We start from the raw sequence: 23210 nt of genomic DNA on the forward strand, positions 1-23210 counted from the left end.
GTCCCCTCAGATGCTGAGCTCGTCGACCGAGAACGCGGAGAGGTAGCGGTAGCCGGCCGCCTCGATCTTCTCGCGGGCACCGGTGCCGCGGTCCATGATCACCGCGACGGCCCGGATCCGCGCGCCGGCCTCCTCGATCGCCTCGCACGCGGTGAGCACGCTGCCCCCGGTGGTCGAGGTGTCCTCGACGGCGATGACGTCGCGGCCCGCGATGTCGGGGCCCTCGATGCGGCGCTGCAGGCCGTGGGCCTTGTTCGCCTTGCGCACGACGAACGCGTCCAGGCGCGGCGAGGGCAGGGCGGAGACGCCCTCCTCGGCCGCGAAGTTCGACCAGGGATGGGCGCCCGCGGCGGCCCCGTCGTGCGCGGCGGTGTGGAGGATCGAGGTCGCGACCGGATCCGCGCCGAGCGTCAGGCCGCCCACGGCGCTCGCGGCGTCGGCCCCGTGGAGCAGCCCGTCGGAGGCGAGCAGGTCGAGCATGACGCGGCCGACGAGCGGGGCGGCCTCGTGGTGCAGGGTGATGCGGCGCAGGTCGATGTAGTAGTCGGCCTCGGCTCCGGAGGAGAGCGTCACCTTCCCGCGCACCACGGCGAGGTCGTCGATGAGCTGGAGCAGGCGGGCGCGCGCGTCGGCGGTCGAGATATCGGGCATGGCACCAGGGTAGACGCAGCGCGCATCCCTCCGCGTCGTGCGCTCAGCCGTCCTCGCGCTGCCACGGGGCCTTCAGCCGGCGCCGGGACGCGCGCCGGCGTGCGCGGCCGAGGGCCCGTCGGCCGGCCGCGGCCTCCCACCGAGGGGAGGCGAGCATCCGCACGAGGCGGCGGGGCGCGAGGCGGGAGACCTCTCCCGCGGCCCGGTACTTCACCGAGGGGATCGAGAGGACCTGTCCCTTGGCGGCGTCGCGCAGGGCCTGCTCCACCACGAACGGGGCCTTCAGCCAGGTCACGCGGGGCAGGCCCTCGACGTTGATCGAGGCGCGCTCGTGGAACTCGGTGGCGACGAAACCGGGAAGCAGCGCGGTCGCCGTGACGCCCGTGCCCTCGAGCTCGGTCGCCAGGGACTCGGTGAACACGGTGACCCAGCTCTTGGAGGCCGCATAGGGACCAGCGGCGGTGTAGCCAGCCAGGGAGCTGACGTTGATGATGGCGCCGCAGCGACGCTGGACCATCACCCGCGCGGCCGCATGGGAGAGGACGAGGACGGCCCGGATCAGCGTGTCCATCTGCTTCTCGTGCTCCTCGACGCCGACCTCGAGGAAGCGCCCGCGCAGCCCGTATCCCGCGTTGTTCACGAGCAGGGAGACCGGGGCGACGGGGTCGGTGACGGCGGTGGCCACGCGATCCAGCTCGCGGCGCACGGAGAGGTCGGCCGCGAGCACATCGACCTCGACCTTGTGCACGTGGCGGATCTGCTCGGCGACCGCCCGCAGGCGCCCTTCGTCGCGGGCGACGAGCAGCAGGTCATGCCCCGTCCCGGCGAGCTGCCAGGCGAATTCGAGGCCCAGTCCGGCGGTCGAGCCGGTGACCAGTGCGCGTGCCATGTCCTGATGCTAGTCGCGCGGGGGCGCGTCGGCGGCGCTGTCCGAGGTGTCGGAGGAGGACTGCTCCGGGGTGCCGGAGCCCGGGTGGTCCGAGGCGGCGCCGTCCAGGTATGCGAGGGCGGCGACGACCTGCGCGCGCGTCATCACCGCGAGCGTCGGGCGCAGCTGCGGCACGAAGGCGCTCTGGTGGTTCGCGGGGACGTCGCTCGCGATCGTGCCGGCGGCCTGCGCGCGGCGATAGAGGTCGGGATCGGTGCCGCCGACGGTCCAGTACACGTACGGCGCGCCGAAGGCGTCGGGAAGGTGCGAGAAGTCCTCGCTCGCGGTCGCCGGGGCCATCGTGATCACCTGCCCGTCGTCGAAGGCCTCCTCGAAGGCGGCCTGCACGAGCTGCTCCTGCTCCGGATCGTTGCTGGTCAGCGGGTACTGGTCGTAGTACTCGAACTCGGGCTCCTGCGGGCAGCCGGAGGCCTCGCACTCGGCGCGCACGATGCGCTCGAGGGCGGCGATCACCTGGTCGCGCACGTCCGTGTCGTAGTGGCGAAGGTTCAGGCGCAGCTCGGCGGTCGCGGGGATGACGTTGGACTTGGTCCCGGCGTTCAGCGCGCCGACGGTCACCACGGAGAAGGAGCCCGGCGGGATCTCGCGGGAGACGATCTGCTGCAGGCGCAGCACGATGCTCGAGGCGAGCACCACGGGGTCGACGGCGAGATGCGGCATGGAGCCGTGGGCGCCGCGGCCGTGCAGGGTGATGTGCACGGAGTCGCCCTGGGAGAGGACGGGCCCGCCGGTGATCGCGACCTGGCCGGCGATCCCCGGCATGACGTGCTGACCGAGCGCCACGTCGGGCCGCGGCACGGCCTCCGCGAGGCCGTCGCGGAGCATCGAGAGGGCGCCGTCGGCCTTCTCCTCGCCGGGCTGGAACACGGCGACGTAGGTACCGCTCCAGCCCTCGCGGTTCTCGACCAGGGCGCGCACCGCGCCCAGCAGCGCGGAGAGATGGAAGTCGTGGCCGCAGGCGTGCATGACCCCCTCGGTCTCGGAGCGGTAGTCGACGATCTCGTCCTCGGTGACGGGCAGGGCGTCGATGTCGGCGCGGGCGAGGACCGTCGGCCCCTGCCCGTTCTCGATCACGGCGACCACGCCCGTCCCGCCGAACCGGCGCGTCTCCAGGCCCAGCTGCGCGAGCTCGCTCTCGATCCTCCCGGCCGTCCGCTCCTCCTGCATGCTCAGCTCGGGGTGGCGGTGGACGTCCTTGTAGAGGTCCTCCTGCCAGTCCCCCATCGATGTCAGGCTCTGCTCGATCGCGAAGTCCATGCCCCTACTGTGCATCCTCGGTCGGCCGGTGTGCAGGGGGATCGGACGCGGCGGGTCCGGCGGGCCGGAGGGGGCGTGCCGATCGAGGGGACGGGCGCGTCGGCCCGCCCGCATAGACTCGTCCCATGCGGATCGCCACCTGGAACATCAACTCCCTGCGCGCCCGGATGGATCGGCTGCTCGCGCTGCTCGAGCGCCAGGAGATCGACGTGATCGCCCTGCAGGAGATCAAGGCGAAGCCCCAGCAGCTGGACCTCAGCGGTCTCGAGGCCGCCGGGTACGAGGTCGCCGCGCACGGCCTGAACCAGTGGAACGGCGTCGCGATCGCCTCGCGCGTCGGCCTGAGCGACGTGCGCACCGAGCTGCCGGCGGTCCCCGCCTGGCCCGACGACGAGGACGGCGTGGTCGAGGCGCGCGCGCTCGGCGCCGTCGTCGGCGGCGCCGAGCACGGCTCGGGCGGCCTGCGCCTGTGGTCCCTGTACGTGCCCAACGGACGCGAGATCGACCACCCGCACTACGGCTACAAGCTGCGCTGGCTCGAGGCGCTGCGCGCCGAGGGTGCCCGCGAGCTCGCCGCCGACGCCGACGCCCGCGTGCTCCTGACCGGTGACTTCAACGTCGCCCCCGAGGACGACGACGTCTGGTCGATGGAGTTCTTCGAGGGCAGGACGCACGTCACCGAGCCCGAGCGCTCGGCGTTCCGGGCCGTGGTCGACGAGGGCTTCGCGGACCTGGTGCGCCCCGATCACCCGGGCCCCGGCGTGTACACGTACTGGGACTACCAACAGCTGCGATTCCCGAAGAAGGAGGGCATGCGCATCGACTTCGCACTCGGCTCCCCCGCCGTGCAGTCGGCATACCGCGCCTCGTTCATCGACCGCGAGGAGCGCAAGGGCAAGGGCGCCTCCGACCACGCGCCCGTGGTGCTGGACCTGGAGCTCTGAGCCCGCTCCGCGGGTCCTCCACAATGCCCGTTTATCCCCCATCCGGGGTTCGGGGCTGACGGGGAGCCCGCTCGCGCCGACGCTGGGGGCATGACCAGCCTCCTGGACCGTCCCGCACTCCGCACACCCTCCCGGTTCCCGGCCGCCTCCTCCCCGCCGAGCGCCGCGGGACCGCGGGAGCACGCCGCTGATCAGCGAGGGCGGGGACAGGGATCCGGAGCTGTGGGCGGCGCGTCGGCCGTCGTCCTCTGGCACGACGTCGCCGTGGAGGAGGACGCCGCGGGGAGCCTGCGGGCGCTGGTCGCGGACCACGCCGGTGCGGCCGGCGCCGTGCTGCGCGACGCCCGGGAGCCCGCCGCACCGGGGAGTTCCGGGCCCGCCGGACGCGCCGGAACCGGGAGAGGGGCCGACGCACGCGAGGCGCTGCACCTGTGCACGCCCGCCGCGCTGCTCGCCGATCCTCCGCGCACCGCCCGCTCCAGGCTGCTCGTGGTCACCGATCGTCCGGTCTCCGAACCCGTGTGGCGGCGCGCGCTCGAACTCGAGGCGGCGGCCGTGCTGCGCCTCCCGGAGGACTCGACGCGCCTGCTCTCACTGCTGGGGGACGCGCTGCGACCGCGCCAGAGCGCCCGCATCATCGGGGTGGTCGGCGGGTGCGGCGGGGCGGGCGCCTCGAGCCTCGCCGCACGGCTCGCGGGAGCGGCCGCCCGGGCCGGCCGCTCGAGCGTGCTGATCGACGCCGACCCGATGGGCGGCGGCCTCGACGCCCTCGTCGAGGCCCCGGAGCTGCGCGGCGCCTGCTGGGAGGACCTCTCCGGGATCGATGCTGCCGACGGCGAGGCCCTGGTCGCCGGACTCCCCGAGGTCGACGACGTGCACCTGCTCGTGGCACGGGAGGATCCCGCTCCCAGCGGCATGCAGCTCGACCACGTGCTGGCCGCGCTCGACTCCCTCACGGCGCAGGTCGTGGTCGACCTCGCCCCCGATCTGGTGGGCCCGGCGATCGCGCACCTCGACCGCCTGTACGTGGTGCTGCCGGCGACCGACCACGCCCTGCGCGCCACCGCCCGGCGCCTCGCCGCCTGGCACCTGCCGCCAGGGGGCGCCGAGGCCGTGCTCCGCGGTCGCGGACCCGTGTCCTCCGCGGATGTCCGGGAGGCGCTGCACCTGGGCGTCGCCGGGCGCTTCGCGGACTCCTCGCGCGGGACCGTGCCGCTGCTGGACGTGCGCCGCCGAGGAGCGGACGGCCTCGCCCGTCGCCTCGCGTCGAGCTGGGAGGACGCGCGATGAGCGCCGTCGGCGCCCCGGAGGGAGCCCTCGACGCGGTGATCGACCGGGTGCGCGAGGATCTCGCGGCGGAGCCGGGCCCCGTCGACGTGTCCCGGGTCTCCCGGGCGCTGCGCCGGGAGGGCCGTGTGCTCGGCGCCGCCGCGATGCTCGAGATCACGAGCCGCGTGCGCGACCACGTCTCCGGACTCGGACCGCTGCAGGACCTCGTGGGTCCCGGCGTCACCGACGTGCTCGTCAACGGCGACGGCAGCGTGTGGGTGGACGGCGCCGAGGGGCTGCACCGCAGTCCCGTGCACGTCAGCCCCGAGCAGGCGCGCTCGCTCGCCGTGCGCCTGGCGACGCTGGGCGGCAGGCGCCTCGACGACGCCGTGCCCTGCGCGGACGCCCGCCTGCCCGGCGGCATCCGCTTCCACGGCGTGCTCTCGCCGCTCTCGCCCACCGGCGCCCTGATCTCCCTGCGCCTGCCCTCCGAGCGCACGATGACCCTCGCGGATCTCGAGGCGGCGGGTGCTCTGCCGGACCCGCTTCCCGAGGTGATGCGCGCGCTCGTCGCCGCCCGCGCGGCGTTCGTCGTCACAGGCGGCACCGGGACGGGCAAGACGACCCTGCTCGGGGCGCTGCTCGCCCTCGTCCCCGAGAGCGAGCGCATCGTCGTCATCGAGGACGCGCAGGAGCTGCGCATCGACCACCCCCATGCGGTGCACCTCCAGTCCCGGCACGCCAACAGCGAGGGCACCGGCGCGGTGGACCTGACCGACCTGGTCCGCCAGAGCCTGCGCATGCGCCCGGACCGCGTGGTGCTGGGCGAATGCCGCGGCGCCGAGGTGCGTGAACTCCTCCAGGCGCTGAACACGGGACACGAGGGCGGCTGCGGGACCCTGCATGCCAACACCGCCCTGGACGTCCCCGCCCGGCTCGAGGCGCTCGGCGCTCTGGGAGGACTGGACCGGCAGGCGCTCGCCGCGCAGGCCGCGAGCGCCCTCGAAGTGGTCGTGCACCTCGGCCGTCCTCACGGCAGACGCCGGATCGTCGAGCTCGCGGTGCTCGAACGCGGACCGGACGGGGCGCTGCGCGCGGTGCCCGCCCTGGACCTTCGCGAGGACGTGGCCGTCACCGGTCCCGGATGGGACCGTCTCACCCGCCGCCTCGGCCTGTCTGCGTCCCCGGCCGCGGGACCCACGGGTGCGGACCGCGCCAGGGGCCGCCACAGCGCCCTCTCCCCCGGCGGGGCGGGGCGGCAGGAGGCGGACCGATGAGCATCCTCCCCCTGCTGCTCGCCGCCCCTCTCGTCCTCCTCGTGGTCTGGAGCAGGGGGCCGGCCGTCGCCGCGACCGATCGGCGCGCCCTGCACCTCCCCCGCCGTCCGCAGCACGCGAGCACGCTGGACGTGGCCCGCATGGTCGAGCGCCTCGCCGTGGTGCTCGGCAGCGGGTCGCCCGTGCGCGGCGCATGGAGGATCGTCGCCGACTCGCTGCCGCCCGGCGAGCTCTCCCAGCTGGCCGCCCGCGTGAGCGCAGGCGCCGATCCTCGCCGCGCCGCCCAGGGACGTCTCTCCCGCTCCGCGGAGATCCGGGCGCTCGGCACCGCGCTCGAGGTCTGCGAGCACAGCGGCGCCCCCATGTCCTCCCTTCTCGAAGGGCTCGCGGGCGCGCTGCGCGGACTGCACGACGCCGCGGCCGCACGCCGCAGCGCCTTCGCGGGCCCGCGGGCGACCGGCCGCATCCTGCTGGGACTGCCCCTCGCCGGGATCACCCTGGGCGCGCTCCTGGGCGCCGATCCCCTGCGGATCCTGTTCGGCACCGCCTCCGGTCGTCTGCTGCTGATCTGCGGCTGCGCCCTGACCCTCGCGGGCTGGTGGTGGATGCGCTCTCTCCTGCGGACCGCCGAAGGCCACGCGCACAGCGGCGTGGACCCCTCCGTGCTGCTGGATCTCATCGCCGGAGCGATGACCTCCGGGCTGCCGCTGGCCGGTGCCGCATCCGTGGTGGCGCGGGCCCTCGCCGAGGATCCGACCTCGCAGACCGCCGCCGCGGACCTGGACCGCTTCGCGCAGTCCCTCGCGGCAGGCGTGCCCTCCGTGCTCGCCGCGCAGCACCTGCCTCCAGAGCTCACCGTGCTCGGGGAATCCGCACTGCTGGCCGAGCGCTCCGGCGCGGACCTCACGCGGGTCCTCAACGGCGCCGCGCGGGACGCCCGTCGCGACCGCGCACGGGATGCGGAGGCGGCGGCCGCGCGCCTGGCCGTGCGCCTGGTCCTGCCCACCGGCACCACCCTGCTCCCCGCTTTCGTGCTGCTCGGCATCATCCCGACCGTCGCCTCGCTGCTGAGCGGATCCCTGGGCGTGGAGACCTGGCTCCCCGTCGCGTGAACGCCGCGGGTCCTCCGGCCCGCATCACCCATGACCCCCGGGCTCAGGCCCGGTCCGCGCCGCCGATCGGCGGTGCGTCATCACCCGCACCCGCGGGTCCATCCGAAGGAGATCCCCATGTCCGCACTCGTCCTCACCCAGCCCGTCCCGCCTCGCAGGCGCTCGGCCTCCACCCGTCCCACTCCCGTGGGGCCGACGACCACCCGGGCCGCGTCGGGCCCGCCCGCGCGCTCGCATGCTCCGCGCGGCGGCACCGGCGTGTTCGGTCCCACCCGGCACCGCCTGGGAGCGGCCCTGCGGGACGACGCGGGCGCGTCGACCGCGGAATACGCCATCACGGTGCTCGCCACCGTTGCGCGCCTAGGGCATATCTTGCTCACCAGGGGAGCAACCGCCGACACGGATGCACCCCGTCAGGGGCAGGAGCGCCACCACCGACGACTTGTGAGCAGCCAAGCTGCCCAGGATGCCCCGGCACTCTGCCCCACCACGCGCTCTTGCCGCACCGCGTATGGCATCATCCGCTCATGGGATGGAGAGAGTTCTTTGCGTCGGTCATCGGGGACCTGCTGTCGTGGCCAGTTGTGCTATTTGTCCTCGCGCTCATTTTGATTGATCCACTCCGAAGGCTCTTGGAGCGGCTAAAGACCGCAAAGGGGTTCGGCGGAGAAGTGGAATTTGTTGAAACCATCAAGAACGTCGAGACAAGTACCGACCGGGCAATTGATGATTCGAGCGCCAGTCGAGGTGCCGAGCCCCCCATCAGTGACACCGCCACCACACCTGAAAACCTAGACGCACCCACAGACACTCCTAGGGACCCGAACGGCGCAAGGTTGACCGAACAGTCAAGGATTGCCTCGGACCCATCGGGAGCCATCCTGCAAGCGTGGCAGTCACTCGTCGAAAAGTTGTCAGACCTCGGGCGAATTAACGCGGGAAGGGGGCGTCCGGCGACGAATCCAACGACGATTATTGAGCGCGCACGAAAAACAAACCAATTGTCGAGTTCCTTCTTTGAAGCAGTAGAAAGCTTGCGTGAAGCTAGAAATCAAGTGGCGCATGGCGAGGTTGAGCCAACGGAAGGCGTGGCGCACACATACGTCGAGCGCGCACGTCAACTTGAAGGCATCGTGGAAGGCACCAGCAAGGTCGCATCAATGGATCTGGATAATCCGCTCCTCTGATGCGACGGGTCGAGTCGATTCTTTCGGTTGCCTCTGATCCGGAGACCTCACGAGGCTGGCCGTCATCTTTGCGGGCGTTGACGGTAGCTGTGCACATGAGTGCAGGGGAGAGCGAGCTTCGCGCCTCACCCCTCTTGTCTGACAGTTACCTGCGATGTAAAGTTGGGTTGCGGCCGATGCTCGGCCGTCACCCCGACCGGGACGTGCCACCCGGCGGAGCAGTGCAAGGCATCGGACCGGCACACCGATGCTCGAGGGACACGCGGGCGACCCGCCTCTCTCGGAAAACAGGGCTGAGTCGCGTGCCGGAGCAACGGGATGGGCTCCACCGGCAGCCAATGTGACCCGACTGCGCGGGATAGGTGCGACTCCCGCCGCGCAGGTAAGACCAGAGTCGAGGCCCCGAGGCAGATGGGCTCCCTCGGATAAGGCCGGTCGAACGTGACCCGCACTCGTCGAGATGGGCGTGCGTCCCCGACGAGGACACGGCCTCCGCACAGCGCTCTCCGCCGGCAGGCGGAGAGGATCTCCAGCGGCCACTGATGTATGGGTGCTGACTCCTGAGGAGCCAGCATGGTCGGCCTTATCGCCACCACCGTTTCACCCAGCACTGCGTTTGAGCGCGCGAGCGCTCCTGCGACGAATGCTGATGTTCTTCAGCTCACCGCACCGCCTAAGCAGCTTCACCGCCAGCCTCTCGAGCGCGACGACGCGCATTCGCATCGCGCGCCGATCGCGATCCAGAGGCTCGTCGACAGCGCCCCGCCGCTGACGGCGCCCCAGCGCGAGCGCCTCGCTGTTGTCCTTTCCGGAGGGCAGCGATGAGCGCGACCGAAGACCTCGTCCAGGTGGACGAGTGGGCTGTACACGAGATCGCCGATGCAGCGAAGCCGCGCGGCACTGCGAACCACTTCGACGTCTATGTACGTCGAGTCCCCCGAGCTCGCCATCGTGCTACCCGTAGCTCGGCAGCATCGCATCTGAGGCTGCTGCCCTCCACTACCAGCGGGGCCCCGGCTGGTGACATCTGCGCGACGTCACCAACCTCGGGCGCTCGGAAGACGCACTTGACCTGCGTGAACACGGCGGGGTCATTGGCACCTATGGGGTCCCCGGATCACGACCCCGCGACCCCGTCTTCTGCAGCCTTGTTCGGCGAGCTGGAGTCTGTGCGTGCGATGCGTCCGGGCAAGAGCTCGATCCTGATCGGCTTCGACACAGAGTTCAAGACGGACTGCGACACCCGCACGATCATGTCTTGGCAGTTCGTGACGCCTGACGTCTCCGACCCGACGCTCATGGTCGAGGTAGTGATCGTCCCCCAATGCGATGGTGACCGCATCTCGATGGTCACTGCCCTCTGGGAAGTGGTCGTCGCGGCCGAGCTCTGGCGATCCCCGCTCGTGAAGGACAGTGTGACGGCCCGCGGGGTGCACAAGCGGGCCTTCTGGGATGCAGACCGCGACAAGCGTCGCAAGGAGCTGGCCAAGCACCGCGTCCCGGTCACCCTGGTCTGCCACTACGCTCAGGCCGATCTCACGACCTTTCGCGACGATCGACGTCTCCCGCTCGAGGATCCTCTCAGCAATCTCACGGCGGCGGCCGGTGGTCTCGTGACCCTGCGCCCTTTTCGGCTGCAGCGGAGCGATGCGAACGGTCGCTGGTGGCGTTCCATGGCGGTCGTCGTCAGGGACTGCATGGCCCTCGCTCCCGCCGGGAAGAAGAAGCTCAAGATCCTCGGCGATGCTTGTGGCGTCCCCAAGATCGACCTGCCTGAAGGCGCGATCGAGAACATGGACGACTACCGCGCAAGTGACTTCACGAGCTTTCTCGAGTACGGGATCAACGATGCCGTGATCTGCCTGGAGTTCCTTGCGCCGATCTGGGGCGAAGGGATGGACCCACCGGCGACCCTGGGCGGTGGTGCCGCGAAGGCGTTGGTCAGCATCGGCCAGAAGTACTTCGGAGCACCCGATTCTGCCGCGTTCAGGAAGGAATTCTCTGGCCTGGTGAAGGAGAACCAGGCGGTCGAGATCATCGAGAAGTCCGACAAGCTCGCATTTTACGAGAAGCGCGGGCTCGCTCCGCTGGACGGTCCCGCGGGGATCTTCATGTACGCCAGCGCCCAGGCATACCACGGCGGCCTCAACTCCTGCCCCACTCCTGGCTACTACACGAGTCGCACCGAAGACATCGATGTGCAGAATGCCTACCCCACGGCCATGGGGATGGTCGTGGACCTCGACTGGGAGGCAGGGGTACTCGGTGGGGCACCTGTGGTGCAGGATCGGGAGCTGACCCTCGACGACGTCCCTTCCACCACGACCCCGTTCGTTGGGTGGGTCAACTTCAGCTTCCCTGAGGACATCGCGTTCCCGTGCATCCCTATCTTGCACGACAACACGCTGATCTATGCGAGGACGAGCGATGGGACCGGGGGTACATGGGCGGCGGCGCCCGAGCTCTGGTTGGCGCTGAAGCTCGGCGCGACCGTGACTTGCTCGATGGGTTACACCGGGCGAGCGCGGGTTCATCCTGACGGCACTCCGAGCCGTTCCCTTCGAGAAGGCGTGGCGCTGCTGATCGCTGACCGCCGACGCGCCCGTGCGGAGTTCGGGAAGGGCTCCTTGGAGGAGCAGACTCTCAAAGAGGCCGTGAACGCGATCTACGGGAAGCTCGCACAAGATGTGACCGAGCACCGCGGCTGGAACGCGTGGGCGCAGGAGATGGACGAGATCGGGGGCTCATCGATCACCAGTCCGTACCACGCGGCGATGACGACCAGCATCGTCCGGGCGCTCCTGAACGCCACGATGAACCAGGTCGTCGACAGCGGGCACCAAGTGTTCTCCGTGACCACCGACGGCTTCATCACCGATATGACCGCGAGCGAGGTCGAGCAGTTCGACCTCTACGGGATGGCCGCGGAAGTGCGGGAGTCGCGCCTCGCCATGACAGGGCACCCGTCTATCTGGGAGTCCAAGGGCATTCAGCAGGACCTGCTGAACTTCACCACGCGCGGCAACGTCTCGAGCACCCTCGGAGGGGTCTGCGCGCACAACGGCCTCAAGGTCCCGCAAGGCATCGTCGAGGACAGCGCTGAGGACCGCGAGTACCTGATGCGCGTGGTCGCGACCAGGGAAGGCCGGGTGCGCAACCCCTACAAGGTCTTCCCATCGTTCCAGGAGCTTTCCTCACGAGACGCTCGGAAGGACTTCGTACCGACCGTCGTCAAGCGCGCCGTGTCCATGGACTACGACCTCAAGCGCCGCCCCGTGATGGATTCCATGCGCCCAGAGCGCGTCGCCCTGCCGGACGGGACTAAGTGGGAGATCGCGAGTTTCGAGACCGCGCCCTGGGAAACGGTCGAGGACGCCCGACGAGCACGCGAGATCGCCAGAGACATCGCCAAGACCAGCTGCCTCCGCACCGTCGATCAGTGGGACGGCTGGTACCTCCGCTTCGCTCACGGCAAGGGGCGACGAATCGTCACGCCCCACCGGGCCGTACTGATGTCGATCCTCATGGCGCACCGCCAGGGGGTCATCACCATCCCAGCCCTCGCTGACGGGTCGTTGACCGTCAGTGAACGACTCGAGTGGCTCGAGTCGTGGGGGCTCGGCACCGTCACCGAGGGCGACTGGAAGAACGCTCGCCGTCCTGAGCGCGTCGCGCAGATGCTCCCGCTCTCGGCACTCGAGCCCCACCTGAGCAACATGCTCTCCGCACCCGCGGCGACGACACGGACCGACACCAACTACGAGCCCGAGGAGTACTGATCATGGAGAACCTTTACGACCTGCTGTGCGATGAAGAGGCCGCGCGCAACCTGATCATCGATGGCACCGGGGGCCCTGAGGACCCAGGATCAGCGTGGAAGCGCCGCCGCTCCTCACGCACTGCGATCGAGGGAATCCTTCGCGGTGAAGCACTCATCATGCACGCTGCCCTGCAGTTGATCCGCGAAGGCGTCGAGTCCGCTCGCGAGGAGGAAGGACTGTCCTGGGAAGCGATCGGCGCTGCCCTGGACATGACGCCCGAGACCGTCGCGCTCGTCTACGGCGGCGAGGTGTGGGACGCATGACGATCTGCATCGGCTCCGAGCGCTTCGCGACCCAGAAGATCGCACGTGCCCGAGCAAGCGAAGTGCTCCGCAACCACTGTCCGCGCGAGCCGATCACGGGACGCGACGCCGACTTCGTTGCCGGCCTCTTCTGGTGCCATCCGCGCGCACGAGAGAAGGCGGGCCTCGGCGTCACGCACTTCGTCGTCTCGTGCTCTGTGCACGGACCCACTCTCAATCTGATGGCCGTCCGTCTGGACGGCACCCTCGAGGACTTTTCCATCAAGCAAGCCGTCGCAGCTGCAGCGGCCCTCACCAAGGAGAACTGATGACCAAGACGACGTCGATGACGCGGATCGAGCAGATGGAGGCCCGTCGGCGGGAACTGGACCGGCAGATCCGCGCCGCCAAGCGTGAAGCGGACAGGGCGGCGAAGAAGGCCGTCGAGGACGCGCGCCACGCCCTCGGCGAGGAGCTCGCTCTCGCGACGGGCGCGGACACCGTGGAGCTCATCGAACGCCTCCGCACCGTGCTGATGTCCGGACAGACCCTCGTCGGGATCCGCAGGGCCATCGGCACTGAGGCCCCCGGGCCGCCCAGCGCCGAGACGACCAACGAGGACGGTGATCTCGATGAGCAGCATGATGCAGCCTGATCACTCAACGGATGCATCTCCCATCCGCCCGCAGGCCGCGCAGCGGCCGAGGACGGATCCAGCCGGTATGCAGGACGACATGAGCGCCAGCGATATGTCGGACAAGTACCCTGCTGGCTACCGACCGTACGCCGCCCCTGAATCTTTGGGCGGACGGTCACGCGGAGTCTCCGATCCCACCACCCCCAGGCAGCGCCGGGTGGGATCGGATACTGCGCGCCGGGATGACGCTCGCCCTACGAGTGTCATCCCGGGCACCGACGAGAACACGTCTATTCGACGTGTTCCTCGGCGCACCCGCGGTCCCGTCGGGCCCGCGCCCATGTCGGAGCGGATCACCGTCAGGATGACCGCTGAAGAGAAGACCGCCGTCACCTCGCGCGCCGCAGTCCTGCGCGTCTCGCCGAGCACGTGGATGCGTGCTGCGCTGCTCGATGCTCTCGACCAGCGCCGGGACACCGTCGCCGCGCTGGAGTCTGTGGCGGGTTCGGCGCCGGACCCCTATCTTGCGGCTGCTGTTGAGCAGCTGCGAAGGACCGGCGTCAACCTCAACCAGGCCCTGCGCCGGGGAGCAGCCGTCGACGATGATCTCGTCCGCGAGGTGAAGACCTCCGTGGACGGAGTTCGTGCTGCACTCGGGGACAGGACGGCCACATGAGCACGATCAACGTCCGGCCGTCGAAGGACGCCGTCGCGTCGGTCCGCTACGTCCTCCATGGGCACGACGGGAAGCAGGGCAACCGCGCCTCCGCTTTCGCGATCTCGGTGTCCGGGGATCCCGACGCCGGCCCCGACGAGTTCGCCACCCGTGCCCTCGGCTTCGCGCAGGCGAAGGGTCGCAAGAACCAACTTCAGTCCTACGTGCTCGCCTTCCACCCCGACGAGTTCGACGTGACGGACATGCAGGACATGGAGCGCATCCGGGACGTCGCAGTGAAGCTCGTCGAGCGGATGCACTCGGCGGACTACCTGATCGCGGTGCACGCGGACTCGGCCGGCGGTCACGGGCACGCGCACATCCTCGTGACGAACCACGACAACCTCACCGGCGGGTCGTTGCAGAGATACACGTCCTGGAAGAACGGCTTGCATCAGTTGAACGACGACCTCATGAGGGAGGAAGGACTTCGCGTGCTCCCGGCCCCGGTGCGTCCGAAGCCCGATTGGGAGCTTCGTCGGGAGGACTTCGAGCCGGCCGGCTTCGAGCAGATCCTCGGCGACAAGATCTACGCCGCTCTCGAGGACCCGCGATCAATCGACCGCGGCGCATTCGAGAAGGTGCTCGCCGAGCACGACGTGACCCTCGCGGTGACCGACCGCGACGGATGGAGCTACAGGATGCGCCGCGAGGACAACCAGAAGCTCGGGCGCAAGAAGGCATCGCGCCTGTCGCCCGAGTTCACGGCCGAGGGCGCCCAGACCATCTTGGATATCCATGCGCAGCGCGCGCAGAAAGCAGGGCAGGACAGTGAGACTCGCGGACAAGCTCGAGCGAGAGCAGCAGACTACGGCGACATTGGAGGACTTGACCTCGAGGCTCCCCGCCGTCGAGCAGCAGCTCACCGTACTGACGGAGGCAGTGAAGGAACTTCGACAGTTCGAGAAAATCTCGGATCAGGAGCTCTCGAAGCAGCTCGATCGCGCGCATCAGCAGGTCCTGTCATCGATCACGTCGCGCTCCGAGAGCATGCCCGATGGGTCGAGGAGGATCGACTCCGTCGAGAGCAGGCTGAGCGAGATCGAGCGGACGCTCAGCGCGCTCGCGAACTCGATCGACGGGCAGAAGCTCGCCGCTTCCACGAGGTCGCTGCAGACGACCACGATCGAGCTGAAGAGGATCGCGAGTTCGGCGACTGATGCTGTCGACGGCCACGCCGCCAAGGTGCAGCGGGCTCTGAACCAGTCGGGACAAGCCATCCTGGCGACCAGAGATCTCGCGCTTGAGTCGATCCGCGCTGCGGGGTCGGCCGCCTCCGGCGAGGTCTCCTCTCATCTCGAAGAGTCCGTCGAGAAGGCCGATCGCGTGCTCGCGACGGCAGAGCGTCTGCAGCACCGCGTCACCGCGGCGTTGGCCGGGCGGCTTGCGATCGCCGTTACGCCCTTCGCGGTGACTTTGCTGATGTTCTTCTGCACGGCCTGGTCCGTCATCCATGCCTACCAGTGGGTCTTCGAGATGGATCACGTCCTGTGGCTCCGGATCGTCACCGGCATCGCGCTCACGGGGGCGGTAGCGGGTGCGCTGGCAGGGCTGTGGTGGCTAGCCCTTCAGGCCAGACGAGTGCTGATGCGCTCTCGGTAGCGGTTGGTACCTACACGAGCGGCACCGCCCTGTGCGCATCGTTCCAAGTGGAGGGGCAGTGGGACGGGCTCTGACCTAGACGCTCTTGCTGCCCCTTCCTTCGTCACAGGACCCGCGGTCCGAGAGCACGACGACCACTTTCAAGGCGATGAGCCGACAGATCCGTACTCAGCATGGGAGATGCGTCAATGATCTTCGGGTACACCCGCACAACGACACGGGACAAGCAGCACGAAGCTCTTCAGCGCGACGCATTGAAGACAGCAGGGGTGTCCGAGGGACAGATCTACAGCGACCAGATCTCAGGGGCCCGGAAGACCGCGAGCAGGGCGGGGTGGTCGGCCCTCGAAGGGCAACTCCGAGCCGGCGACGAGCTGGTCGTGTGGAGGATCGACCGCATCGGACGTTCGATGATTGACGTCATCACATCGGTGGACGAGCTCCTCGAGCGCGGAGTGATCGTGCGGTCGCTGTCCGACGGGATCGACCCGTCCACGTCCGAGGGCCGTCTGATGCTCAAGCTCATGGCAGTCCTCGCCGAGTACGAGCGGGAGCTCATCAGGGAAAGTGTCAACGCGGGGGTCGACGCAGCTCGCGCCCGCGGTGTGAAGTTCGGACGACCGGCGCCTGATCCCGAGGAGGCCGCTCGGAAGGTCCGCGTCGTTCAGTACCTCGTCCGCGAGGAGGGCTTCACGGTTGCGAAGGCAGCGGCTGAGGTCGGCTGGTCACGAGCTACCTACTATCGGCACAAGGGCTCTCATCATCTGGTGTAGTGCTTGAGATAGAGAGCAAGATCGCGCACGTCTCGGAGCTGGTCCTCGATTGACGAATCGAGGTCAATCGTCCTCCCTCGCAACCGGAACGCTCTGCTCTGGCAGCGCGAGCACCAGTCACGTTCCATTACCTCGTCAGCGAGAAGGGGCCGACCATAGACGTACCCTGCCGTCACCGCGTGCGACCCCTCGAACCCCGGGAGCGAAGCGGACTCCCGCGCAGGCTCCACCACCTGGCACCCCCAGTGAGTTCCCCAGTGCTTGAGCTGTCCGGTGCCTCCCCGGCTGTCAACGACTTCGCTCGCGGGCTTCTGAACGCAGTACGACTCGGGCTCGCCGAGCACTCCGACGCAGATGAAGTGTTTGGCGGGGTCCGCCGGTCGATCACACCGCGCACACCACGTCGAACCGCGGAACCTCTGAGCCTCCGTGAGAGCCTCGCTCAGTTGGTCCTCACGGGGAGCGTCGCCCGCGACGACACCCGGACTCCACCCATCGATCGTGAGTCGTTTCCAGGCGCGATCAACCGGTGCCCACCGCAGAGGTCCGCTCCCCGGGTGCTCCAGGACCACCGCGTAGAACTCCGAGAAGACTTCAAGGGAATCATGAGCCATGTGGGCACTCTCGCACGGATGCGTGTCTCATAAACCCTCTCAGCCCTGAGGCTTGCAGATGAGACACCGATCCGTGGTCAGCGTGTGCTTGACCGGCGCTCCAGTTCCGCGTCTCGTATAGGTGATGTCTATGAGACATCACAGACGTCGTGCGGGGCGGGCTGGGTAGACAGCCTTGCTCCTCAGCCGCGCTCAGGATCCACATCGGGCTCAGACGCAGTCGAGCTTGATGACATCCATGGCGAATGGGCGACAATGCTTATCGCGTCGCGGACGGAACCCGGGGCAACGTTCTCGTCCTCGATCGCTGTCTCGAGCATGGCGATCACGTCCGCAGTGCTTCGGAAGTAGTCCGACGGGGCGAACGGTGCGGTTGTGCCTTCCAGTGCCAATGTCCCGGACTCCTTCGCAGCTCGGCGGTGCGTGCCGCCGTGCGTGATTGTACGCACACTGCCGCCCCGTCGGCGTAATGTAACTTTGGGGTGTACCCCAACGAGACACCCGGCGTCCGTAGCGCCCGCAGTTCCCAATGGGGTCCATGCGAGCAGTTCTGAGGCACATGTGTAGCGGTCCTAGCGCCGACCACCTCAATGGGACAAAATCGCCCCATGCCAACCACGCAGCGCGTCGCCTACGTCCGAGTCTCCTCCGCCGGCCAGAACCTCGACCGGCAGATTGAAGCCGTCGGCCCCGTCGACAAGATCTACCGCGAGGTGCAGTCCGCCGCGTCGGCGTCCGCGCGCCCGCAGCTGCGCGAGGCCCTGGACTACGTCCGCGAGGGCGACACTCTCGTCGTCGCATCCATCGACCGTCTCGCCCGCTCCCTGCGCGACATGCTCGGCATCATGGAGGAGCTCGAGACGAAGGGCGTGACCGTCCAGTTCGCGACCCAGGGCCTCACGATCCGCCCCGACGGCGGCGACCTCACCACCCGCCTCGTGCTGCACATCATCGCGGCCGTCGCGCAGTCCGAGCGGGAGATGATCCGGGAGCGCCAGGCCGAGGGCATCGCGGTCGCCAAGTCGCGACCTGGCACCTACCCGGGCCGGAAGCCGCTGCTGGACGCCCAGCAGATCGCCGAGGTGCGGAAACGCGCAGCGGCGGGCGTGCCGAAGACGAAGATCGCCCGCGACTATGGCGTGAGCCGACAGACGCTCTACCGGCACCTCAAGGACAGCCACGAGGGCGGGAGCGTCAACGTACCAACCGGTTCCTGATTTCGCGGGGGATGTGGTCTCTGTTCGGTCTCGGCGTGTCTCGTTTCGATTACTCGCACGCGGGATGTGCGTCGGCCGGGTTACCTTCCGGTCATGTCTCCCCGTCGGCCGCGCCCTATTGCCCTTGCTGTTCCCGTCGTGCTCAGCTTCGGGCTGGCACTTTCGGGCTGTGACGCTAGTTCCGCAGACGCGTCGGCTTCGGACGCCGCGACGACGGCTGCGGAGGCTTCGGCGACGCCTGATGAGCTGACAGACCTGACGGTCTTCATGTACGAGAAGGAACCGCTGTCGGTGTTCACGCGGGACCAGCTGGTATGTAAGCCGTACGGGAAGACCACGGAGGGGATCCAGGCGGCGGCGACGCTGCCGACGGTGCAGATCCTTGATGGTGATGGTCGTGCTCTGGCGAAGCAGGAAGTGGCCGGCGACGGGCCGATCCTTGGTGGTGAGTGCCAGATCTTCGAGAAGTTCCTCGACGTTCCGGTGCGCGACTCGTATCAGGTCGTCCTCGAGGGTGAGACGGAAGACGGTGACGCGTACCGGTATGAGGGGGCGTTAGATTTCGACCGTGGGAAGTACGAGGACGGGTTCACGCAGGGCTACAAGTTCCACCTTTAGTGAGGGGCGGGAACGGTGCTGAGACGGGATCAGGAACGTCGGATCGTTCGACAGATGCGGGCAGATGCTGCTCTCGCTGCGTCCTCGGAAGACCTCGCGTCGGAGTACGTGGCGCTCGCGTGGGATCTGTTCGAGGTGCAGGTGCCTCCCGATGACGCGCGCCTCGCTGTTGCTCGCCATTTCTCCTCCTGAACTCTGAGGTCTAGACGATGAATCCTGGGGACTCCACGACTGACTGGTTGTCGGTGATCGCTGCTGCTGTCGGCGCCGCAGCGGCACTATTGACGTCTCTGCTCACGGTGGGGCTGCTGATCGCTGCGATCGTGGCGGGTGTCGCCGCTGTACGAACACTGCGGCAGATGCGTACCGACTCGAGGGCGCAGTCCCGGCCGTATGTGTATGTGCAGGTTGTGCCGTCGCTCGCGCATGGCGAGGACGTGTGGGACGTGTTCCTGGAAAACGGTGGGAGGAGCGTCGCGCGGAACGTGACGGTCCGTCTGGGTCACCCGTGGCCGTCTCGAGGTGACAGCGACCAGGTCACGGCTGGGATCCGCGCCCTGTTTGAGACACCGCAGACGCTCGCGCCCGGACAGCGCCTCCGCACGTACTGGTACATGCCCGCGGACCCGAAGGCGGACCCTGCTCACGAGCAGGGGGTCCGAGACGCGGTCGCGACGGTGTCGTACTACGGGCAGGAGACGAGCAGGAAGCCGTTCGTGGAGGAATACCAGCTGCGGACGACGAACATCGGCCTCACTCCGGTCCCAGCTGACGGGTTCAATCCGCCCGACAAGTGGGCCGAGAGTGATCGGTCGAAGTTCTACAGCGTGCTGCAGACGATCGCCCGACACGTCGGGGAGCTGCGGCGCTAGTCATGCATCGGACGGCCCGCCTCAACGATTCCTTTCGCCAACCATCACGCTGCCTCCGCGAGTTAGGAGACACGCCCTAGCTGGACGCACCGCACGGGGCTCACTTCACGGTTCACTGTCCCGGCCCTTGGCCGGGAAGGCGCCGGCGTGGATGACTACCACCGCCGCGCGCGGCCCTCTCGGCAGCGATCCACACGGACGGGTCGGCCAGAACGGCCAATTCGTCATCAGTGAGTTCGTCGTTGTCCGCATCGTCGGTCTGCGCGTTGTCATCCACGGCATGATCCTGCCCCCGGGTCAGACTCGCCCGCAACCGGATTCAATGACCCGTCGCCGTCCGCTCAGGTGCCCTCGCACGACTCAGCTCTGCGCCGTCCGTCGACGTCAGCCGGTTGCCGCACCGCGCCCGGAGTGTCCCCGAGGCACCCGAGCACGCGCCGGTGACCGCACTGCCGGCAGATCCCGGTGCGGTGCCCGCCCATCAGGGTGTCGCGTCGGCAGGCGCAGGCGAGCCAGCCGATCATGTTCTCGGCCGTGCCGCAGAGCGAACACGGCGTCGGGCGCTGCTCGGCCCAGCCGGCCTCGGTGCGCGTCAGCGGCAAGATGAGCTTCTTCCCGTCGTACTCGCTGATCGTCTCCCCCATCGTCATGGGGCCAGTGTGCTCCTGCGGACGGGCGATCGACCAGAGCAAAGGCCCCGAGGGAACGTTCCCTCGGGGCCTTCGTGCTTGCTGGGCTCGCGGCCTATCGGGCCGCGATCTTCGACGTCTTGGCGGAGGTCTTCGTGAGAGGTCAGGCCCGAAGTGTCTCGACGGGCGTCGCCTTCGGCAGGTCGTTCAGGCTCTGCCCGGTGTCGAGCACGAGGCTGACGCAGCCGGGGTGGTTCTTCTCGTGAGAGAGGATCGAGTCGTTGTCCTCTGCCCAGGTCACGGTGCCTTCGTAGGCCGTGCCCTGGTGCTCGAACCGCACGCGCGCAGCGCCGCGCAGAGCGTTGATGTCTCCAGCCTGGATCATGTCTTCACAGTAGCGATCTCGATATCGCTCCCGTGCGCGATGCGCTAGACATGGACCATGAGCCCCCTGGAGATCCCCACAGTCCTGACCTCGCGGCTGCGAGAGGACCCACCCGTCCAGCGCGCATTCTCGTGGAGGCGCGAGACGTGGGAGCCCGTCGTCCACGACGTGCCAGACGCCGCCGCGGCATTGCACGACCTTCCGGATCAGATCGACCGCCAGATCGTGCGCGACGTGGTGCAGGCGAACCTCTCGCGGGAGCACGTGCTGGGGGCGCTCGTGCCCATGCTGATCTGGGGCGGAACGGGCCCCCGACGCGCCTTCTTCGCGAGAGCGATCCTCACGGGATTGGGTAGACGCGGGAACTTCGAGGTTCCGGTCGACGACTCGATTCGGGACCGTCTGCTGGCGGGAGCGCGCGTCGTCCAGCAGGACGGCGCAGCGGCGGGTTTCTTCTTCATGAACAACGAGGGGCGTGTGAAGCACCTCGGCGGTGCGTTCTTCACGAAGTGGCTCGCCTTCACCTCGATGACCGGAGATATTGACGGTCCCGAGGTCGCCCCGATCCTCGACAAACGCGTGATCACCTGGATCAGGAAGAACACCACGCCCGCCGTGGAGCTAACGACGACGAGGACCGCGAGCTATCAGCGATACCTCGAGCTGCTGGATGCCTGGGGCTCACCCCACGGCCGCACGCGGACACAGGTGGAGCTCGCGATATTCGAGATCACGCGGGGCCGATAGCGCGAACAGCGAGATCGCTTCGCCGTGCATGTCATGCACGCGTCCTCCGACTCGTACTGCGACTTTGCCGCTCGGGCGGCTGCAGATCGTGCTTGCCCAGCAGCCAGTGCACCCAGGTGGGGCCGTGACCGAGCGCCCGCGAGAGCGTCGCCATCGGGACGCCGTCCTCGACGAGCGCCAGACAGGCTGTCGCGACCTGGAGCCCCTCAGGACCACCGAGATCCAGGTGCCCGGGCCGCGCCTGCGGTGCCTGCGGGCACGCCTCCAGCAGTCGGCGGAACTCAGCGAGCTCGGTGTCGGCGGGTGTCCTGCGCGCACCGAGCCGCGGGTATCGCGTTGCTGGTGGCCCCTGCTCGCCCTCGAGTGCCGTGCGTACCGCGGTTCTGGAGCACCCGAGTGTTCTCGCGATCTCATCGAGGGTCTCCCCCGACTCGCGCCGGCGCACGACCTCGGCAGGGTCCGCGATCGGCTTCTGACCCCATCGACGGAAGGTGACGGGTCGGCACTGCGTTACGAGTCGTTGCACGGTGCCCGGGTGCAGATCGAGGTCGAGTGCGATCTCGCGCCACGACTCTCCGGCCTCGTAGCGGTCGTGGGCGACGCGGGCGATCTGGTCACGTTGCTCCTCGGTGAGGCGTCCGCGCATCAGTCGAGCTCCCATCTCCTGCGCTGGTTCTTCAGGCATCCTCTGGCAGCCATCCTGCACGCGGTGCACGATGGGCACATGATTTCCGTGTCCCTGTCAGAGATCTGCCGCCGACAGAGCGAGCTCCTTGCCTCGGCGCAGACCGGGCCCGTCACCATCACGTCCCGCGACGGGATGCGTCGCGCAGTCGTCATCTCGCCAGAATTCTACGATCGTGCTCTCGAGGCACTCGAGGACAGGACCGATATCGAGGTTGCCGCTGAGGCCCGCAAGGAGGGTGGTGCGATCGGCCACCGGGAGCTCATGGTCGAGCTCGCCCGTGGCAGAGAAGCGGGAGTCTAGAGTTCGCCTCGTGCGGTTGAGAACGCAGGCGCCGCCGTCAGCACTCCGGGGAACCGTCACGGCATGCCGCTGAACCGCGGCGCGACCTGACGTCGCTCATGAGGCTCCGCTGGACTCGAACCGCTCAGCAGGACAGAAGCGAGCTTGGGTCGCGCTCCGCAGACTCACGTGCGGCGTTCAGCAGGGCCTGTTCCCACGGGCACTGCCCGCCATGGTTCGCAAGGCCGTCCCAGGCGTGTGGCCCGGTGTGATGGTGCCAGCCACCGCCGCGCCCGTCCGATGCCTTGTGCTCGCAGCGGACTTCAGGGGCGCCGTTCAAAACTCCTGTGCTCACGAGGCGGTGCAGCTGCCCGGCGGTGGGCTCGAGGGCACCTGCCTCGAGCTGACGCGCCTCGTCAGGGTCGATGAGAAGCCGTTGAGCCAGGCCCTCGATATCGAGATCCTCGCGATTCAAGTAGTCGGCCACGGACGCGCTCACAGCCACGGCGAGAGCGGAAGCTTGCGTTCCCATAGGACGACTTTACGAGAACCCTCCCGAGCTCATACGCCCAGCGCCAAAACCGCTGTGTACGCAGGCGAAGACGGGGCATCGACCACGGACAATCCACGCCGTCGCGACTCCGATGTCGATGCACGTCAGTACGATGCTGGATAGAGATCCACGTGGAGACGATGAAGCCTCTCCCGCACGAAGGAGACAACCT

General features: G+C 68.7%; 29 protein-coding genes. 20 read left to right on the top strand and 9 right to left on the bottom strand.

Features of this window, described 5'->3' with window-relative positions; translation table 11 throughout:
- Positions 1-6: 6 nt before the first annotated feature.
- The 3 genes from I8D64_RS11565 to I8D64_RS11575 are packed head-to-tail and all read right to left on the bottom strand — an operon-like array spanning position 7 to position 2857.
- Complete coding sequence (locus tag I8D64_RS11565) at positions 7-651, bottom strand: orotate phosphoribosyltransferase (protein WP_200502893.1); 645 nt, start codon at positions 649-651, stop codon at positions 7-9.
- Between the two features lie 43 nt (positions 652-694).
- Positions 695-1540 carry an SDR family NAD(P)-dependent oxidoreductase gene (locus I8D64_RS11570; RefSeq protein WP_200502896.1) on the bottom strand — a complete coding sequence of 282 codons (846 nt, stop codon included), beginning with the start codon at positions 1538-1540 and terminating at the stop codon, positions 695-697.
- A gap of 9 nt (positions 1541-1549) precedes the next feature.
- Positions 1550-2857 (bottom strand): amidohydrolase, encoded by a 1308-nt coding sequence (locus I8D64_RS11575; RefSeq protein WP_200502897.1) that lies wholly within the window; start codon positions 2855-2857, stop codon positions 1550-1552.
- A gap of 125 nt (positions 2858-2982) precedes the next feature.
- Between I8D64_RS11575 and I8D64_RS11580 the strand changes: the two genes are divergently transcribed.
- From I8D64_RS11580 to I8D64_RS11650, 15 genes are all read left to right on the top strand, one after another.
- A complete protein-coding gene (locus I8D64_RS11580) occupies positions 2983-3801 on the top strand; it encodes an exodeoxyribonuclease III (RefSeq protein ID WP_200502898.1) in 819 nt (272 codons plus the stop codon).
- Positions 3802-3891: 90 nt separating this feature from the next.
- Entirely contained in the window at positions 3892-5091 is a 1200-nt protein-coding gene (locus tag I8D64_RS11585; RefSeq protein WP_200502899.1) for a CpaE-like family protein, read from the top strand.
- Complete coding sequence (locus tag I8D64_RS11590; RefSeq protein ID WP_200502902.1) at positions 5088-6347, top strand: TadA family conjugal transfer-associated ATPase; 1260 nt, start codon at positions 5088-5090, stop codon at positions 6345-6347. The genes I8D64_RS11585 and I8D64_RS11590 overlap by 4 nt, the downstream gene beginning before the upstream one ends.
- Positions 6344-7459, top strand: a complete 1116-nt coding sequence (locus I8D64_RS11595) for a type II secretion system F family protein (protein ID WP_200502912.1) — start codon at positions 6344-6346, stop codon at positions 7457-7459. The genes I8D64_RS11590 and I8D64_RS11595 overlap by 4 nt, the downstream gene beginning before the upstream one ends.
- 117 nt (positions 7460-7576) lie before the next feature.
- The gene (locus I8D64_RS17390; RefSeq protein WP_246482986.1) at positions 7577-8071 is read left to right on the top strand and encodes a DUF4244 domain-containing protein; all 495 of its coding nucleotides are present in this window, start codon (positions 7577-7579) and stop codon (positions 8069-8071) included.
- Complete coding sequence (locus I8D64_RS11605) at positions 7987-8646, top strand: hypothetical protein (protein ID WP_200502914.1); 660 nt, start codon at positions 7987-7989, stop codon at positions 8644-8646. The genes I8D64_RS17390 and I8D64_RS11605 overlap by 85 nt, the downstream gene beginning before the upstream one ends.
- 573 nt (positions 8647-9219) lie before the next feature.
- Entirely contained in the window at positions 9220-9471 is a 252-nt protein-coding gene (locus I8D64_RS11610; RefSeq protein WP_200502915.1) for a hypothetical protein, read from the top strand.
- A gap of 323 nt (positions 9472-9794) precedes the next feature.
- Positions 9795-12425: a hypothetical protein gene (locus I8D64_RS11615; protein WP_200502916.1), complete on the top strand. Its 2631-nt coding sequence runs from the start codon at positions 9795-9797 to the stop codon at positions 12423-12425.
- Between the two features lie 2 nt (positions 12426-12427).
- Positions 12428-12730 (top strand): hypothetical protein, encoded by a 303-nt coding sequence (locus I8D64_RS11620; RefSeq protein ID WP_200502917.1) that lies wholly within the window; start codon positions 12428-12430, stop codon positions 12728-12730.
- Positions 12727-13038, top strand: a complete 312-nt coding sequence (locus I8D64_RS11625; protein ID WP_200502918.1) for a DUF3223 domain-containing protein — start codon at positions 12727-12729, stop codon at positions 13036-13038. The genes I8D64_RS11620 and I8D64_RS11625 overlap by 4 nt, the downstream gene beginning before the upstream one ends.
- Complete coding sequence (locus I8D64_RS11630) at positions 13038-13364, top strand: hypothetical protein (protein ID WP_200502919.1); 327 nt, start codon at positions 13038-13040, stop codon at positions 13362-13364. Before I8D64_RS11625 ends, I8D64_RS11630 begins: the two co-directional genes overlap by 1 nt.
- A gap of 322 nt (positions 13365-13686) precedes the next feature.
- Positions 13687-14022 (top strand): plasmid mobilization protein, encoded by a 336-nt coding sequence (locus I8D64_RS11635; protein WP_425490303.1) that lies wholly within the window; start codon positions 13687-13689, stop codon positions 14020-14022.
- Positions 14019-15221, top strand: a complete 1203-nt coding sequence (locus tag I8D64_RS11640; RefSeq protein WP_200502926.1) for a relaxase/mobilization nuclease domain-containing protein — start codon at positions 14019-14021, stop codon at positions 15219-15221. Before I8D64_RS11635 ends, I8D64_RS11640 begins: the two co-directional genes overlap by 4 nt.
- A 25-nt stretch (positions 15222-15246) precedes the next feature.
- Positions 15247-15663, top strand: coding sequence for a hypothetical protein (locus I8D64_RS11645; protein ID WP_200502927.1), 417 nt, complete (start codon positions 15247-15249; stop codon positions 15661-15663).
- Positions 15664-15851: 188 nt separating this feature from the next.
- Entirely contained in the window at positions 15852-16436 is a 585-nt protein-coding gene (locus tag I8D64_RS11650) for a recombinase family protein (protein ID WP_200502928.1), read from the top strand.
- Here the strand turns inward: I8D64_RS11650 and I8D64_RS11655 are convergent.
- On the bottom strand, positions 16424-17050 hold the full coding sequence (locus I8D64_RS11655) for a hypothetical protein (RefSeq protein ID WP_200502929.1): 627 nt from the start codon (positions 17048-17050) through the stop codon (positions 16424-16426). The two genes, I8D64_RS11650 and I8D64_RS11655, sit on opposite strands and share 13 nt — an antisense overlap.
- A 608-nt stretch (positions 17051-17658) precedes the next feature.
- On the opposite strand from I8D64_RS11655, the gene I8D64_RS11660 reads away from it, so the two are divergent.
- The 3 genes from I8D64_RS11660 to I8D64_RS11670 all read left to right on the top strand — a co-directional run bounded on the left by I8D64_RS11660 (position 17659) and on the right by I8D64_RS11670 (position 19757).
- Positions 17659-18267: a recombinase family protein gene (locus I8D64_RS11660; RefSeq protein WP_200502930.1), complete on the top strand. Its 609-nt coding sequence runs from the start codon at positions 17659-17661 to the stop codon at positions 18265-18267.
- A 138-nt stretch (positions 18268-18405) separates the two neighbouring features.
- The gene (locus I8D64_RS11665) at positions 18406-18885 is read left to right on the top strand and encodes a hypothetical protein (protein WP_200502931.1); all 480 of its coding nucleotides are present in this window, start codon (positions 18406-18408) and stop codon (positions 18883-18885) included.
- 359 nt (positions 18886-19244) lie between these two features.
- Positions 19245-19757 (top strand): hypothetical protein, encoded by a 513-nt coding sequence (locus I8D64_RS11670; protein WP_200502932.1) that lies wholly within the window; start codon positions 19245-19247, stop codon positions 19755-19757.
- A gap of 112 nt (positions 19758-19869) precedes the next feature.
- Here the strand turns inward: I8D64_RS11670 and I8D64_RS11675 are convergent, their stop codons facing one another.
- The 3 genes from I8D64_RS11675 to I8D64_RS11685 form a co-directional block, all read right to left on the bottom strand.
- The gene (locus I8D64_RS11675; protein ID WP_200502934.1) at positions 19870-20034 is read right to left on the bottom strand and encodes a hypothetical protein; all 165 of its coding nucleotides are present in this window, start codon (positions 20032-20034) and stop codon (positions 19870-19872) included.
- Positions 20035-20098: 64 nt separating this feature from the next.
- A complete protein-coding gene (locus I8D64_RS11680; protein ID WP_200502936.1) occupies positions 20099-20407 on the bottom strand; it encodes a hypothetical protein in 309 nt (102 codons plus the stop codon).
- 142 nt (positions 20408-20549) lie between these two features.
- Positions 20550-20771 carry a hypothetical protein gene (locus I8D64_RS11685; protein ID WP_200502938.1) on the bottom strand — a complete coding sequence of 74 codons (222 nt, stop codon included), beginning with the start codon at positions 20769-20771 and terminating at the stop codon, positions 20550-20552.
- A 57-nt stretch (positions 20772-20828) separates the two neighbouring features.
- Here I8D64_RS11685 and I8D64_RS11690 point away from each other — a divergent pair, with 57 nt between their 5' ends.
- Positions 20829-21518: an 8-oxoguanine DNA glycosylase OGG fold protein gene (locus I8D64_RS11690; protein ID WP_200502940.1), complete on the top strand. Its 690-nt coding sequence runs from the start codon at positions 20829-20831 to the stop codon at positions 21516-21518.
- Positions 21519-21549: 31 nt separating this feature from the next.
- On the opposite strand, the gene I8D64_RS11695 is transcribed toward I8D64_RS11690, so the two are convergent.
- Positions 21550-22164 (bottom strand): helix-turn-helix domain-containing protein, encoded by a 615-nt coding sequence (locus I8D64_RS11695; RefSeq protein WP_200502942.1) that lies wholly within the window; start codon positions 22162-22164, stop codon positions 21550-21552.
- A gap of 78 nt (positions 22165-22242) precedes the next feature.
- Here I8D64_RS11695 and I8D64_RS11700 point away from each other — a divergent pair, with 78 nt between their 5' ends.
- Positions 22243-22506: a type II toxin-antitoxin system prevent-host-death family antitoxin gene (locus I8D64_RS11700; RefSeq protein WP_200502943.1), complete on the top strand. Its 264-nt coding sequence runs from the start codon at positions 22243-22245 to the stop codon at positions 22504-22506.
- A gap of 124 nt (positions 22507-22630) precedes the next feature.
- On the opposite strand, the gene I8D64_RS11705 is transcribed toward I8D64_RS11700, so the two are convergent.
- Complete coding sequence (locus I8D64_RS11705; protein ID WP_200502944.1) at positions 22631-22972, bottom strand: hypothetical protein; 342 nt, start codon at positions 22970-22972, stop codon at positions 22631-22633.
- Positions 22973-23210 lie beyond the last annotated feature (238 nt).

This window comes from Brachybacterium halotolerans (assembly GCF_016623465.1).
GTDB lineage: Bacteria > Actinomycetota > Actinomycetes > Actinomycetales > Dermabacteraceae > Brachybacterium > Brachybacterium halotolerans.

Excerpts from the sequence above, each read along its gene's own strand:
- I8D64_RS11635 (WP_425490303.1), top strand. The coding sequence starts at position 13,687 with ATGTCGGAGCGGATCACCGTCAGGATGACCGCTGAAGAGAAGACCGCC.
- I8D64_RS11670 (WP_200502932.1), top strand. The coding sequence starts at position 19,245 with ATGCGTACCGACTCGAGGGCGCAGTCCCGGCCGTATGTGTATGTGCAG.
- I8D64_RS11575 (WP_200502897.1), bottom strand. The coding sequence starts at position 2,857 with ATGGACTTCGCGATCGAGCAGAGCCTGACATCGATGGGGGACTGGCAG.
- I8D64_RS11585 (WP_200502899.1), top strand. The coding sequence starts at position 3,892 with ATGACCAGCCTCCTGGACCGTCCCGCACTCCGCACACCCTCCCGGTTC.
- I8D64_RS11590 (WP_200502902.1), top strand. The coding sequence starts at position 5,088 with ATGAGCGCCGTCGGCGCCCCGGAGGGAGCCCTCGACGCGGTGATCGAC.
- I8D64_RS11625 (WP_200502918.1), top strand. The coding sequence starts at position 12,727 with ATGACGATCTGCATCGGCTCCGAGCGCTTCGCGACCCAGAAGATCGCA.
- I8D64_RS11685 (WP_200502938.1), bottom strand. The coding sequence starts at position 20,771 with ATGATCCAGGCTGGAGACATCAACGCTCTGCGCGGCGCTGCGCGCGTG.
- I8D64_RS11660 (WP_200502930.1), top strand. The coding sequence starts at position 17,659 with ATGCCAACCACGCAGCGCGTCGCCTACGTCCGAGTCTCCTCCGCCGGC.
- I8D64_RS11570 (WP_200502896.1), bottom strand. The coding sequence starts at position 1,540 with ATGGCACGCGCACTGGTCACCGGCTCGACCGCCGGACTGGGCCTCGAA.
- I8D64_RS11695 (WP_200502942.1), bottom strand. The coding sequence starts at position 22,164 with ATGCGCGGACGCCTCACCGAGGAGCAACGTGACCAGATCGCCCGCGTC.
- I8D64_RS11640 (WP_200502926.1), top strand. The coding sequence starts at position 14,019 with ATGAGCACGATCAACGTCCGGCCGTCGAAGGACGCCGTCGCGTCGGTC.
- I8D64_RS11565 (WP_200502893.1), bottom strand. The coding sequence starts at position 651 with ATGCCCGATATCTCGACCGCCGACGCGCGCGCCCGCCTGCTCCAGCTC.
- I8D64_RS11630 (WP_200502919.1), top strand. The coding sequence starts at position 13,038 with ATGACCAAGACGACGTCGATGACGCGGATCGAGCAGATGGAGGCCCGT.
- I8D64_RS11610 (WP_200502915.1), top strand. The coding sequence starts at position 9,220 with ATGGTCGGCCTTATCGCCACCACCGTTTCACCCAGCACTGCGTTTGAG.
- I8D64_RS11700 (WP_200502943.1), top strand. The coding sequence starts at position 22,243 with ATGATTTCCGTGTCCCTGTCAGAGATCTGCCGCCGACAGAGCGAGCTC.
- I8D64_RS11595 (WP_200502912.1), top strand. The coding sequence starts at position 6,344 with ATGAGCATCCTCCCCCTGCTGCTCGCCGCCCCTCTCGTCCTCCTCGTG.
- I8D64_RS11655 (WP_200502929.1), bottom strand. The coding sequence starts at position 17,050 with ATGGCTCATGATTCCCTTGAAGTCTTCTCGGAGTTCTACGCGGTGGTC.
- I8D64_RS11620 (WP_200502917.1), top strand. The coding sequence starts at position 12,428 with ATGGAGAACCTTTACGACCTGCTGTGCGATGAAGAGGCCGCGCGCAAC.
- I8D64_RS11690 (WP_200502940.1), top strand. The coding sequence starts at position 20,829 with ATGAGCCCCCTGGAGATCCCCACAGTCCTGACCTCGCGGCTGCGAGAG.
- I8D64_RS11580 (WP_200502898.1), top strand. The coding sequence starts at position 2,983 with ATGCGGATCGCCACCTGGAACATCAACTCCCTGCGCGCCCGGATGGAT.
- I8D64_RS11680 (WP_200502936.1), bottom strand. The coding sequence starts at position 20,407 with ATGACGATGGGGGAGACGATCAGCGAGTACGACGGGAAGAAGCTCATC.
- I8D64_RS11650 (WP_200502928.1), top strand. The coding sequence starts at position 15,852 with ATGATCTTCGGGTACACCCGCACAACGACACGGGACAAGCAGCACGAA.
- I8D64_RS11605 (WP_200502914.1), top strand. The coding sequence starts at position 7,987 with ATGGGATGGAGAGAGTTCTTTGCGTCGGTCATCGGGGACCTGCTGTCG.
- I8D64_RS17390 (WP_246482986.1), top strand. The coding sequence starts at position 7,577 with ATGTCCGCACTCGTCCTCACCCAGCCCGTCCCGCCTCGCAGGCGCTCG.